Raw genomic sequence first — 13,018 nt, 5'->3', positions numbered from 1 at the left:
AAGTCGCCCGCTTAAATGGCCTGACTTCAGGCGTTACTCGTGTTTAAAGCCCGCAGGCAGTGCTTACTTCGACAGTTCTCTGCGGATGATCTCGGCACCAGCCGTCAACGCTTGCAACTTGCCGCGTGCAACGTGACGTGGCAGCGGGGCCATGCCGCAGTTGGTGCATGGGTACAGTTTGTCGGCGTCTACAAACTGCAGCGCCTTGCGCAGGGTATTGGCCACTTCCTCGGGTGTTTCGATGGTGTGCGAGGCCACATCAATGGCGCCTACCATCACTTTTTTGCCGCGAATCAGTTCCAGCAAGTCCATGGGGACATGGGAGTTGTGGCATTCCAGCGAAATGATGTCGATGCTGGACTGTTGCAGCTTGGGGAACGCCTCTTCATATTGGCGCCACTCTGAACCCAGGGTTTTTTTCCAGTCGGTGTTGGCCTTGATGCCGTAGCCGTAGCAGATATGCACAGCCGTTTCGCACTTGAGGCCTTCAATGGCTCTTTCTAAAGTCGCCACGCCCCAGTCATTCACTTCGTCAAAGAACACGTTAAAGGCGGGTTCATCAAACTGAATAATATCGACGCCTGCGGCTTCCAGTTCGAGGGCTTCCTGGTTAAGGATTTTGGCGAATTCCCAGGCGAGTTTTTCGCGGCTTTTATAGTGATTGTCGTACAGCGTATCGATCATGGTCATAGGACCTGGCAGCGCCCATTTAATGGGTTGCGTGGTCTGTTGACGCAAGAACTTGGCGTCTTCTACAAACACCGGCTTTTGCCGCGCAACAGCCCCTACTACGGTGGGGACGCTGGCGTCATAACGGTCACGAATCCTGACAGTTTCGCGCTTCTCAAAATCAACGCCGCTGAGGTGTTCAATAAACGTGGTGACAAAGTGTTGGCGTGTTTGTTCGCCGTCACTGACGATATCAATACCAGCGTGTTGTTGTTCTTGCAGGGCCAGTAACAAGGCATCTTGTTTGCCTTCAACCAGTTCTTCACCTTGCAACTTCCAGGGTGACCACAGTGTTTCGGGTTGTGCCAGCCAGGACGGTTTCGGCAAGCTGCCGGCCGTTGAAGTAGGGAGCAATTTTTTCATGGTGGATAGCCTTGTCTTATTAAGTCGTTAAAGAGCGTAATGGGCGGACCACTGCTCAAGAATGGCGTGGTGCGGCTTGATAAAGTGCTCTTCAACAAAGGTGCCTTGTTCAATCGCCAACCGGCTGCGTTCTTCTCGGTCGTAAACAATTCGCGTCAGTGAGTAATCCTGGTGTTTCAAACTCGGCTGATAGGCTTTGCCGGCGGCAGAGTTGGCGTTGTAAATCTCAGGGCGATAGATTTTCTGGAAGGAATCCATCGTGCTGATGGTGCTGATCAGTTCAAGGTTGGTGTAATCACCCAGCAAGTCACCGGCAAAGTAAAAGGCCAGCGGTGCCACGCTGTTCGGCGGCATGAAATAGCGCACCTTCAAGCCCATTTTTTGGAAGTAATCATCGGTCAGGGAGTATTCATCCTGCTGGTATTCAACGCCCAGCACCGGGTGCTGGTTTTCCGTGCGCAGGTAGGTCCTGCTGCTCGACACGCTCAGGCAGATCACCGGCGGTTTGTTGAAGTGTTCTTTGTAGGTCGTTGAATTAACAAAGCACTTGAACAGTTGGCCGTGCAATTCACCAAAGTTGGCCGGGGTGCTGAACGTTGATTGGCCTTTATTGTGGTCCAGCAACAGCACGCTAAAGTCATAATCGCGCACATAAGAAGAAAAGTTATTGCCTACAATGCCTTCAATACGCTCGTGTGTGTGCTGGTCGATAATATGGGTTTTCAATATTTCAATCAGTGGCAGGGCATTGTCACTGTGCTCTGCATCAAGGCTCATGGCGACCGAAATGATTTCAAGTTCCACCGCATAACGGTCGCCCTTTGGGTTGTCCCAATGTGCCAGCGTATTGAAATGGTTGTTGATCATTTTCAAGGTGTTGCGCAAGTTCTCTTGGCGATGTTCGCCTCGGGCCAAGTTAGCAAAGTTGGTCGTAATACGCGTCGTGTTTGAAGGCTGATAGTTTTCATCAAAGCGAATGCTCTTGATAGAAAATGTGAATTCTCTGCTCATTATGATCTGACGCCTTAATAGAAGAGATAAACCAGAACAGGGCTTTCTGGTTTATCTCTTGATAATCTTTATGTTGTTTCTAATTAAGGGGCATTCTGGACGAGAAGTTCAGCGATAGATAATGAATTGATTTCAGCAAATCGTTAGTGATGCTCATGATGCGCTGCCGAGCCCGCGACAGCAGGGTTTGCCGGGTTACAGCTGGCCCATCAGCCAGTCCTTGAACACCGCGATGGGCCGGTGATTGGCCTTGTGCGGCGGGATGAGCAGGTAGTAGGCCGTCCCGGTCGGTGAAATGGAGTCGAACGGGATGCGCAGGGTGTTGTTGGCCAGCTCGTCCTTGACCAAAAAACGCGGCAACAGCCCGACCCCGATGCCCGATGACACCGCCTGGATCAGGTGGGTGGTGAGTTCGAATTGCGGGCCCAGCCTCAACCGGCCAGGTTGGCAGTTCTGCATTTTGAACCACTCTAGCCAGAGGTGCGGGCGCGGGGCGACCTGCAGCAACTGTGCAGAGCGCAGGTCTTCAGCGCAGGTGTAGCGCTCAGCCTCGGCATTGCTGCTGCCCACCAGCGGGACCAGTTCCTCATCGAAAAGCTTGTGTGAGACCACATGGTGCCAGACCCCTTCACCGACACAAATGGCGGCATCCAGCCCGGTGGTGGTGAAGTCGACGGTGCTCGCACGCGAGTGGATATGCACAAGGATTTCGGGGTGTTTGGCATAAAAATCACTCATGCGCGGCAACAACCACTTGGTGCCGAACGTCGGCAATACGCCCAAATGCAAAGACCCGCCGCCACTTCGGTAGGCAAGGGCTTGCATGGTTGCATCGCGAATTCGAGCCAGCGCTCCGGCAACTTCCACGGAATAAATGCGACCCACTTCCGTCAGCGTAATGTGCCTGCCAATTCTGTCGAAGAGCAAAACCCCCAGCAGTTCTTCCAATGACTGAACTTGTCGGCTAACTGCACTTTGAGACAGGCTTAGTTCTTCGGCCGCGCGCGTGAAACTGCCATGTCGGGCAGACGCTTCGAACGCCAGCAAGGAAGAGATTGAGGGGTTAAGTGTCCGAGGATTCATGCTGACTCTGCGTGAATAAATCGATGGTCGGGGTGGGAAAGCAGCGCTTTAAATCAAAGGGCCAGCATACGACATTTGCTTGATCAGCACAGCGCGAACAGCCGCACGGTCAAATACTCGGCCCATTAAATCCTGGGATTATGGTCTGAAACCGCCGTTTTAGAGGCTTTTAAGGGGCGCTCGAGCACCTGTAGGCAAAATTACCGCACATCTCATTCATGTGTTTTCTGCATGTATAGACGCATTTTTTCTCGGTTTGGATGTGGGCCTTGCTGTGGCAATCTTCGCGCCTTACTGCAATCGCGCATGGCGTCAAAGGCCTCGTCGGTTTGCTAGCTAACCGGCGCATGAACGATTCATTCAGATGAGGTGTTTTGCCAGATTAGTTAGACAGTGGTTTACCGCGATATCCATTAAGCCTAAAAAAATAAGAGTTCTTAACTATGAGCACTGCCATTGAAAAGCAGGTGACACGCAAGATCTTTCTGAGGCTCTTGCCGCTACTGATCTGCCTGTACATCATTTCCTATCTGGATCGGGTCAACGTGGGCTTTGCCGCCCTGACGATGAACGCTGACATTGGCCTGAGCGCTGCCGTTTATGGCTGGGGCGCGGGTTTGTTCTTCATCGGTTACTGCCTGTTCGAAGTACCCAGCAACCTGCTCATGGCGAAAGTCGGTGCGCGCCGCTGGATTGCCCGCATCCTCTTCACTTGGGGGCTGATCGCCACCTGCATGGCATTGGTTCAGGGCCCAAAAAGCTTCCTGATCATGCGCTTCCTGCTGGGTGTGGCTGAAGCGGGCTTCTTCCCTGCGGTCATTCTGTACCTCACCTACTGGTTCCCGGTGCGTTACCGCGCACGCATCATCTCTATTTTCATGCTCTCCATTCCGATCTCGTTGGCCATTGGTGCTCCGGTCTCGACGGCGCTGTTGCAACTCGATGGCGCGCTGGGCCTCAAAGGCTGGCAGTGGCTCTTCCTGATTGAAGGGATCCCGGGCGTGCTGCTGTTCGGCGTGGTCCTCAAATACCTGCCGGATTCGCCAAAGCAGGCGTCCTGGCTGAGCGATGAAGAGCGTCAGTGGTTGATGTCCGAACTGGATAAAGATGCCAAGGCGCACCCTGTCGCGCTGGACGAAAAGTCGTCCCTGTGGAAAGTGTTCTGCAACCCGTCAATCCTTGCCCTGTGCATGATTTACTTCTGCGCGACGGCGGCCAACATTGGTCTGTCGATGTTCTTGCCACAGATCATCAAGCAGCAAGGCTTCAGCGGCATGGACATCGGCTGGATCACCGCTATCCCTTACGTCGTCGGATGCATCGGCATGGTGACCATCGGCTTCCTGTCGGACCGTTTCCAGAAGCGCACCGCCTTCGTCATCATTTCCCTGTTGTTTATCGCCGGTGGCCTGGGCACGGCGGGTTGGCTGACCGGCAGTAACATGGCCATCATCGCGATGTGCGTGGCGACGGTAGGCATCATGGGCGCCAAAGGACCTTTCTGGCCACTGCCAGCGCTGTACCTGAGTGGCAGCAGTGCTGCGGCAGGTATTGCCCTGATCAACTCGGTCGGCAACCTGGGTGGTTTCTTTGGCCCTGGCATCATTGGCGCGCTCAAGGAAATGACAGGCACTTACGAAAGCGGTCTGTATCTGCTGGCCGGGCTTGCGCTGTTTGGCATCCTGATCACCGTGATCTTCATTTCCGACAGTGGCAAAGCGAAGAAAGACCAGCCAGTGAATGGCGCACTGGCAGCCCGCAACTGATCATTTGCGAGCAATAAAAAAGGGGGGCGACCGGTAACGGTCGCCCCCCTTTTTCGTGGTGCCTGCTCAATCAGCTGGCAGCAAGAACCGCCCGACTACCGGCAAGTGATCTGACACTGCCTGGGTATCTTCCTGACGCACATAGCCTTCAACGCGTTGCAGTTTGGGGCTGTAGAACAGGTAGTCGAGGGTGCGGTCAGGCTCGCCGACGCTGGGGTTGTTGGGGAAGAAAGTCAGCCATTGCTCGCGGTCGATGCCGGTGGCTTCCGGATTGCTGGGGAGCATCGGGTACTTTTCCCACAATAGATGCAGCTCGCTGTCAGGCGAGTAGCCCAGACGCTGTTCAGCGGGCAGGCGCAGGAACTGGCCGATGGGCAGCAGGTTGAAGTTGCCGCCAATCACCCACGGCGTGCCCTGGCTTTCATATTTGTCGACCAGCGCTGCGGCGGCCTGCATCTGGTGCTTGAGGTTGCTGTTGTTGAGGGTGGCAGCATCGAGCTGGGTGTTGATGGCCACCAGTTGCCCACCGTCATTGAGCGGCAGGTAGCTGACCAGCATGGCGGGCTTGGGTTGGAATTGACGGCTGAGCAGGTTGCTCTCGGCCACCGGCAATTGCAGGCGCTCGGCGTGTTCGATCTGGTAACGGCTGAGGGTGACGATCTTGCGCCCGACGCTGCCAAAAATATGCCGGTCGGGGACGAAGTCGGCTTTCCAGGTAAAGGCCTGGGTGCTGCACGGGTAGAGGTCGACCAGACGTTCCTGCAACAGGGCGAGCTGGTTTTGATAGTCGCTGGCCTTGGCTTCTTCGTCGAGATCTTGCAGCAGGATCAGATCGGGCTGCTCATCGCGAATCACCCGCGCCACTTCATCCAGGCTAAAGGCCATGTCTTCACGGGTAGGGCGGTCATCCGGGCCGCTGCCGTCGATCAGGTTGTACCAGAACACATAGCGCTTGCCGGCCAGGTACTGGACGTTCCAGGTCATGATCTTGATCGCTTGCCCGGCCACCAGCGTGGGGGCGGCGACAGGGCAACTGACTGCCAGCACCTCTTTAGCGTCCGGGCGCCACGTAACGCTGTAAATCAGGCCAGCCACAACCGCGGAGCTCAGCACTAAACCTAATACAGTGGGGCGCAGTATACGTGGCATGGGCTCTGCTTATGAGGGGCGAAGGAGGTGCCGAGCATACCTGACGGCAGCGCGGCCCCCCAAGGCTCTGGGTATAGGAAATTTTCTTGGTTATGCGTCGGACTTTTCGCTTATCAGCATAAAGAGCCGGAACAGAACCACCGAGAGGAACAACTGCAAAAAGCTGTTGAAGCTTTCCAGTGCCACCGTCACCACCGCGTTGGTGTCTTCAGGGACCAGCGAAAAGCTCAGTTGCTTGAGCAGGAGCAAAGGCCCCATGACTGCCAGAATGCAGACGAAGATCCGCCAGAAATGGCCGCGGCTCATGATCAGGCTCGACTTGATGGCCGTCAGCGGTGGCTGGCCACGTAGCACCAGGTTGTACTCGGAAAACGCCAGAACCACGGTGAGGTAGATGCCAGGAATAAAGAACATCGACAGCCCCAGCACAATCAACAGCGTGCTGATGGCGGCCAACAGGGCGAACTTGGGCCACAGGCTGAGCGCCCGGGCCAGCACGTCGCGGTTGCTCGGGCTTTCGCCCCGGCTGCGGGCATCGAGGAACACAATCAGCGCCCCGGTGTACAGCGGGTACACCAGCAGGCCTACGATGAGCGCGTAGCCCTGTGACGCATTCGGGCCTACCGCGTCGTCCACAACGTATTGCAGCACGGCTTCAATAATCACCAAGGGCAAGCACAGGGTGATGACTTGGCCGAGGTTGCGCTGGATGAAGTACAGAGAGTCACGAAGAACGGTAAGCGGATTCATTGTCAGGTTTCAGCAGTCTGGAAACAGTCCGCCACTTTAACCGATGACACGCGACGGTTAGCAAATGTAAAGCTGGGTAAAGGTTCATTGAAACTTCTCGTAACGTCCCCATAACTTTTAAGTACCTACTGTAGTAGGCGGTTAGCAGATTTTTCGACAATCCAACGAGGTCGTCATGAACAGCGAAGAGCAAACCCTGATTGACGGGCTATTTACCCGGTTGCAACAGGCTGAACGAGAGGCGGCCCCGCGAGACGCGCAAGCGCAGTCGCTGATCAACGAGCACATTGCACGCCAGCCGTTGGCGCCTTACTTCATGACCCAGGCGATTCTGGTGCAAGAGGCGGCGATCAAGCAGCTCGATCAGCAGAACAAACAACTGCAAGCCGAATTGCAGCAAGCCCGCGCTGCGGCGGCTCCTGCGCCGGCCGCTACGGGCGGCAGTTTTCTGTCCAGCCTGTTTGGTGGCGGCAGCCGTGAGCCAGCTCCGGCACCCGCACCGAGCCAGTCATTCAGTGCCCCGCCAAGCTCTGGGGGCTGGCGCGACGGCCCATCTTCAGCACCGCCTGCATCAGCGCCGGCCTACGCGCCGCCACCTGCGGCTGCAGCGCCCGCGGCGGGCAGCGGGTTTCTCGGTGGAGCCTTGAAAACCGCCGCCGGTGTGGCCGGTGGTGTGATGCTCGCCCAGGGCATCAGCAGCTTGTTCAGCCATCATCAACAGCCGCAGGTGGTTGAAGAAATCATCGAAGAGCCGACGTCTGCGGGCGGCAATGGTTGGGGCAACGACAACCAGCAGTTCGCCAACAACGATCGGTCCGGCTTTGATAGCGGCGGTTTCAACGACGACGACAGCTTCTATTCAGACGACGATTCCTTCGTCTGATCCCCCCAATGCCCGGCGACCAATGGCTCGCTGGGCGGTTTATCCGCGCAAACCCTCGGCAGGCTGGCATACTGCGGCCTTGTGTTTTACCTACCTGCCCGCTTGCCTGGGCCTCAAGAGGTTTGCCGGTGAAAAAAATTGCGGTCTTCGCGGATGTGCAGAACCTCTATTACACGGTTCGCCAGGCCTATGGCTGCCATTTCAACTACGCGGCGCTGTGGGCTGATATCAGCCAGCACGGTGAAATTGTCGAGGCGTACGCCTACGCCATTGACCGGGGCGACAGCAAACAGCAGCAGTTCCAGCAAATCCTGCGCAACCTGGGCTTCACGGTAAAACTCAAACCTTATATTCAGCGCAGCGATGGCTCGGCCAAGGGCGACTGGGACGTGGGCATTACCATCGACATCATGGACTCGGCAGCCAATGTCGACGAAGTGGTGCTGGCCTCGGGTGACGGCGACTTTGACCTGCTGCTTGAGCGCATTGCCAACAAGCACGGGGTCCAGACCGTGGCCTATGGCGTGCCCGGCCTGACCGCCAACTCATTGATCCGCGCGGCCACTCGCTACGTGCCGATTGAAGGCAACTTGCTGCTTAAATAACGCTCATTTTTGACAGGATTGATCAGGTTTGGAACGCATTGCGGTCATCGACTTTGAAACCACCGGGCTTTCGCCGAGCAGTTCGTGCCGGGCCACTGAAATTGCCGTGGTGATACTTGAACAGGGGCGCATCGTCGAGCGTTACCAAAGCCTGATGAACACCGGCGTGCGGGTACCGGGATTCATCGAGCAACTGACTGGCATCAGCAACGCCATGCTGCGCACCGCGCCGCCTGCCGAGCGGGTGATGAACGAGGTCAACGAGTTCGTGGGGATTACCCCGCTGGTGGCACACAACGCGGCGTTTGACCAAAAGTTCTGGGACTTTGAAATGGGCCGCATCAAGCGCACCCGTTTGCAGAACTTTGCCTGTTCGCTGTTGCTGGCCCGGCGGCTGATGCCGGCCGCACCCAACCACAAGCTGGGCACCCTGACCGCCTTTGCCGACTTGCCCCACACCGGGCAGGCTCACCGGGCCATGGCCGATGCGGAAATGGCCGCCAACCTGACGGCCTACCTGACCGAGCAATTGCGCCAGCAGCACGGGCTGAAAGCGCTGGATCACGACCTGCTGTGTAAATTGCAGAAAGTCCCGGCAGCGAAGATCAACGAACACCTGAAGCGTTATAGCGGGGTTTAAAAGCAGCCCTCACCCCAACCCTCTCCCGGAGGGAGAAGGAGCTTTACCGAATAGTTTTCGGATTCAGCGCTATTGCTTGCAGACCGCAGATAATCAACAACATCCCCCAATCAGTCCCCTCTCCCTCCGGGAGAGGGTTAGGGTGAGGGCTTTTGATCCTCAACAGCACAGCTCAAAGTGTACGGGTCACTTTTGGTGCGTTCTGTTACTTATTATTTCGCAGCCCTTTGTCTAGAATCCCAAGTCCCCTGCCTTTGCCTTCCGAGCTGCCCCCATGCCTGCCGCACGTCGTTTCCCGTTACAACTGATCGGTGCTTTTTTTGCGTTGTACGTCATTTGGGGTTCGACCTATCTGGTGATTCGCATCGGGATTGAGTCCTGGCCGCCGTTGATGATGGCCGGGGTGCGCTTTCTGGTGGCGGGCTGTTTGATGTATGGCTACATGCGCTGGCGCGGGGCGCCGACACCGACCTTTGTGCAGTGGCGTTCGGCAGCCATGATCGGTTTTCTGTTGCTGGCCTGCGGCAATGGTGGCGTGACCCTGGCTGAGCACTCGGGCGTGGCCTCTGGTGTTGCGGCCCTGGCCGTGGCGACGGTGCCGCTGTTTACGTTGCTGTTCGGCTACTTTTGGGGCGCACGCAACACCCGCCTGGAATGGGCCGGTATCGCGCTGGGGCTGATCGGCATCGGCATGCTTAACCTCGGTTCCAACCTGCAAGCCAGCCCGCTGGGCGCGGCGATGATCCTCTTTGCGGCAGCCGCCTGGGCGTTCGGCTCGGTGTGGAGCCGCCATTTGCCGCTGCCCGCAGGCGCCATGGCCAGCGCCGCCGAAATGATCACCGCAGGTGTGGTGCTGCTGGCCGGCAGCCTGCTCAGCGGCGAGCGCATGACCCATCTGCCCACCGCCGCAGGCTGGGGCGCGTTGCTGTATCTGGTCTTCTTCGGCTCCATCATCGCCTTCAGCGCCTACATGTACCTGCTGAAAAACGTACGCCCGGCCGCCGCCACCAGCTACGCCTACGTCAACCCGGCCGTGGCGGTGATGCTGGGTATCGTGTTTGCGGGCGAGAGCATCGGCTTCGAAGAGTGCCTGGCGATGGCGGTGATCATCAGCGCTGTGGTGTTGATCGGGTTGCCGCAGTGGCGCAAGCAGAAAACCGTCTGAATTAGGGTAAACTGCGCGCCATTGCACTTTATGCACCCCTGCGCAGCCCTTTTTCGACGGTATTCCCATGACATTCGCCACCCTTGGCCTGATCGAGCCCTTGCTGCGCGCCCTTGAGGCGCTCGGCTACAAGACCCCCACCCCGGTTCAGGCCCAAGCGATTCCCGCCGTGCTGGCAGGCCGTGACCTGATGGCCGCGGCCCAGACGGGCACCGGCAAAACAGGCGGCTTTGCCTTGCCATTGCTGCAATTGCTGACCATGGAAGGGCCAAAGGTCACCAGCAACTCGATCCGCGCGCTGGTGCTGGTACCGACCCGCGAACTGGCCGAACAGGTTCACGAGAACATTCGCCAGTACGCCGAGCACCTGCCGTTGAGCACCTATGCGGTGTACGGCGGAGTCAGCATCAACCCGCAAATGATGAAGCTGCGCAAAGGCGTTGACGTGCTGGTGGCGACACCGGGCCGCTTGCTCGACCTGTATCGCCAGAACGCAATCAAGTTCAACCAGTTGCAAACCCTGATTCTGGACGAAGCCGACCGCATGCTCGACCTCGGTTTTTCCGAAGAGCTGCGCGACATTTACCGTGCCTTGCCGAAAAAGCGCCAGACCCTGCTGTTTTCGGCGACGTTCTCGGACGCGATCCGCCTGTTGGCCGGGCAAATGCTCGACAACCCGCTGAGCATCGAAGTCAGCCCGCGCAACGTGGCGGCCAGCAGCGTCAAGCAGTGGGTGATCCCGGTGGATAAAAAGCGCAAGTCAGAGCTGTTTCTGCACTTGCTGCGCACCCAGCGCTGGAAGCAAGTACTGGTGTTCGCCAAGACCCGTAACGGTGTGGATGAACTGGTGGGCAAGCTGCAAGGCCTGGGGATCAACGCGGACGGCATCCATGGCGACAAGCCACAGGCCACCCGTCAACGTGCGCTGGATCGCTTCAAGGCCAGCGAAGTGCAGATTCTGGTCGCCACCGATGTGGCCGCGCGCGGCCTGGACATCGACGACCTCCCGCTGGTGGTCAACTTCGACTTGCCGATCGTGGCCGAAGACTACATTCACCGAATTGGCCGTACCGGCCGAGCGGGCCAGAAAGGCGAGGCGATCTCGCTGGTGTGTGCGGACGAAGTAAACATGCTGTCGGCGATTGAGGTGTTGACCCGTCAGACATTGACCCGCCACGAAGAGCCTGACTTCGAGCCAGAGCACCGTGTGCCGCAAACCGATGCGACGGGCCAGGTGGTCAAAAAGCCGAAGAAACCGAAAAAGCCTAAAGCAGCAGGCGGTGGCGGCAAGCGCAACCTGGGCAAATGGGTGGACAGCGGCGACGTGGCCCCGGCCGAGCCTTCGGTCAAACCTGTGCGCAAAGTCCCGGTGTTCAACACCGGCCCGCGCAAGCGCAAGCCATAACCCGCCCTTCAATATGTGGGAGCGGGCTTGCTCGCGATTCAGGCGCCTCGGTCAATCTGATTAGCGCGTCGATGCCATCGCGAGCAAGCCCGCTCCCACCCAGGTGATCAGCGTTGTGCTTGCAACCAGCTTAAAACCCCCAGTCCTGCGGCGCGCCCGCTGGCAAAGCAGCCGGTGAGCAAGTAACCGCCGGTGGGGGCTTCCCAGTCCAGCATCTCGCCCGCGCAGAACACACCCGGTACGGCGTTGAGCATCAGGTTGTGATCCAGTGCCTCAAAGCGCACCCCGCCAGCGCTGCTGATGGCTTCGTCCAGCGGGCGCGCCTTGATCAGCGTCAGGGGCAGAGCCTTAATCGCTTTGGCCAACTGCGCCGGGTGGTTGAAGTCATCGGCCGGGGCCAGCTCGCGCAACAGCGCCGCTTTCACCCCGTCCAGACCCAACTGGCTGTGCAAATGCTTGCTCATCGAGCGTGAGCCGCGCGGCTTGGCCAAGGCCGCGGCGATTTTATCCACAGGCTTGTTGGGCAACAGATCGATCAATATCGTCGTTGCGCCGTGTTGGTTGATGGCCTCACGAATCGGCGCAGACCAGGCATAAATCAAACTGCCTTCAATGCCGCTGGCGGTGATCACGCATTCGCCCAAGCGTGGTGCGCTGTGCTCCAGGGCAATGGCGATGTTCTTCAAGGGCGCCCCGGCGAACTTGCTGCGCAGCACTTCGCTCCAGCCCGCCACATCAAACCCGCAATTGCTCGGCTGCAAGGTCGCCAGCTCGACGCCGCGCTCTGCCAGCAGCGGCATCCACGCGCCATCAGAACCCAACCGTGCCCAACTGCCGCCGCCCAAGGCCAATACCACGGCATCCGGCTTGAGCAGTTTTTCGCCCTCGGGGCTGTCGATGCGCAACTGGCCATCGGCTTGCCAGCCCAGCCAGCGGTGGCGGGTGTGGATAACTACGCCGGATTCGCGCAGGCGCTTGAGCCAGGCGCGCAGCAGCGGCGCAGCTTTCATGTCGGTGGGGAACACCCGGCCCGAACTGCCGACAAAGGTTTCGATGCCCAGGTCGTGGATCCACTGGCACAAGGCATCGGCATCAAACGCGCGCAGCAACGGCGCCATGTGAGGCGCCCGCTCGGCATAACGTGACAAAAATGCCGGATAAGGTTCGGAGTGGGTGATGTTCATGCCGCCGACACCGGCGAGCAAAAACTTGCGGCCGACCGACGGCATGCCGTCAAACAGATCCACCTGCACGCCCGCCTGGCTCAACACTTCGGCAGCCATCAAACCGGCGGGGCCACCGCCAATAATGGCGACGTGCGGGGAAGGGGAGGATGTGGGTTCAGTCATGGCAAGGCTGCAAATCGGCGAAATAAGCCGGGCATTCTACCTGAGGAACACCCAATACCCTGTGTAGGAGCGAGCTTGCCTCGCGATCTTTTGATCTTTTTAAAGATCGCGAGGCAAGCT

At 58.1% G+C, this 13,018-nt stretch carries 12 protein-coding genes; 6 read left to right on the top strand and 6 right to left on the bottom strand.

Going from position 1 to position 13,018, the window contains the following annotated elements:
• Nucleotides 1-63 precede the first annotated feature (63 nt).
• From AAEZ03_RS20370 to AAEZ03_RS20360, 3 genes are all read right to left on the bottom strand, one after another.
• Nucleotides 64-1,092, bottom strand: a complete 1,029-nt coding sequence (locus AAEZ03_RS20370) for a methionine synthase (RefSeq protein ID WP_048390584.1) — start codon at nucleotides 1,090-1,092, stop codon at nucleotides 64-66.
• 27 nt (nucleotides 1,093-1,119) lie between these two features.
• Nucleotides 1,120-2,103, bottom strand: coding sequence for a DUF1852 domain-containing protein (locus AAEZ03_RS20365; RefSeq protein ID WP_123752050.1), 984 nt, complete (start codon nucleotides 2,101-2,103; stop codon nucleotides 1,120-1,122).
• Nucleotides 2,104-2,298: 195 nt separating this feature from the next.
• Nucleotides 2,299-3,186 (bottom strand): LysR substrate-binding domain-containing protein, encoded by an 888-nt coding sequence (locus AAEZ03_RS20360; protein WP_048367506.1) that lies wholly within the window; start codon nucleotides 3,184-3,186, stop codon nucleotides 2,299-2,301.
• Nucleotides 3,187-3,629: 443 nt separating this feature from the next.
• Between AAEZ03_RS20360 and AAEZ03_RS20355 the strand changes: the two genes are divergently transcribed.
• Complete coding sequence (locus AAEZ03_RS20355; RefSeq protein WP_048367504.1) at nucleotides 3,630-4,952, top strand: MFS transporter; 1,323 nt, start codon at nucleotides 3,630-3,632, stop codon at nucleotides 4,950-4,952.
• 66 nt (nucleotides 4,953-5,018) lie between these two features.
• Here the strand turns inward: AAEZ03_RS20355 and AAEZ03_RS20350 are convergent, their stop codons facing one another.
• Both AAEZ03_RS20350 and AAEZ03_RS20345 read right to left on the bottom strand, forming a co-directional pair.
• Entirely contained in the window at nucleotides 5,019-6,101 is a 1,083-nt protein-coding gene (locus tag AAEZ03_RS20350; RefSeq protein WP_350581112.1) for an endonuclease/exonuclease/phosphatase family protein, read from the bottom strand.
• A 90-nt stretch (nucleotides 6,102-6,191) separates the two neighbouring features.
• Nucleotides 6,192-6,851 carry a YciC family protein gene (locus AAEZ03_RS20345; RefSeq protein WP_278940564.1) on the bottom strand — a complete coding sequence of 220 codons (660 nt, stop codon included), beginning with the start codon at nucleotides 6,849-6,851 and terminating at the stop codon, nucleotides 6,192-6,194.
• A gap of 175 nt (nucleotides 6,852-7,026) precedes the next feature.
• Here AAEZ03_RS20345 and AAEZ03_RS20340 point away from each other — a divergent pair, with 175 nt between their 5' ends.
• The 5 genes from AAEZ03_RS20340 (at nucleotide 7,027) to rhlE1 (ending at nucleotide 11,549) form a co-directional block, all read left to right on the top strand.
• A complete protein-coding gene (locus AAEZ03_RS20340) occupies nucleotides 7,027-7,734 on the top strand; it encodes a DUF2076 domain-containing protein (RefSeq protein ID WP_278940567.1) in 708 nt (235 codons plus the stop codon).
• 128 nt (nucleotides 7,735-7,862) lie between these two features.
• A complete protein-coding gene (locus tag AAEZ03_RS20335; protein WP_048367811.1) occupies nucleotides 7,863-8,339 on the top strand; it encodes an NYN domain-containing protein in 477 nt (158 codons plus the stop codon).
• Nucleotides 8,340-8,367: 28 nt separating this feature from the next.
• Nucleotides 8,368-8,979, top strand: coding sequence for a 3'-5' exonuclease (locus tag AAEZ03_RS20330; RefSeq protein ID WP_350581107.1), 612 nt, complete (start codon nucleotides 8,368-8,370; stop codon nucleotides 8,977-8,979).
• 274 nt (nucleotides 8,980-9,253) lie between these two features.
• Nucleotides 9,254-10,144: a drug/metabolite exporter YedA gene (gene yedA, locus AAEZ03_RS20325; protein WP_282365109.1), complete on the top strand. Its 891-nt coding sequence runs from the start codon at nucleotides 9,254-9,256 to the stop codon at nucleotides 10,142-10,144.
• Between the two features lie 67 nt (nucleotides 10,145-10,211).
• On the top strand, nucleotides 10,212-11,549 hold the full coding sequence (rhlE1, locus tag AAEZ03_RS20320; protein WP_153336354.1) for an RNA helicase RhlE1: 1,338 nt from the start codon (nucleotides 10,212-10,214) through the stop codon (nucleotides 11,547-11,549).
• 107 nt (nucleotides 11,550-11,656) lie between these two features.
• On the opposite strand, the gene AAEZ03_RS20315 is transcribed toward rhlE1, so the two are convergent.
• On the bottom strand, nucleotides 11,657-12,898 hold the full coding sequence (locus AAEZ03_RS20315; RefSeq protein ID WP_350581103.1) for a TIGR03862 family flavoprotein: 1,242 nt from the start codon (nucleotides 12,896-12,898) through the stop codon (nucleotides 11,657-11,659).
• Nucleotides 12,899-13,018: the final 120 nt, after the last annotated feature.

The organism is Pseudomonas sp. HY2-MNA-CIBAN-0224, from assembly GCF_040310285.1.
GTDB lineage: Bacteria > Pseudomonadota > Gammaproteobacteria > Pseudomonadales > Pseudomonadaceae > Aquipseudomonas > Aquipseudomonas helleri.
Note: the sequence above shows the minus strand (reverse complement) of the source record. Positions and strands in the feature narration are given on the sequence as shown.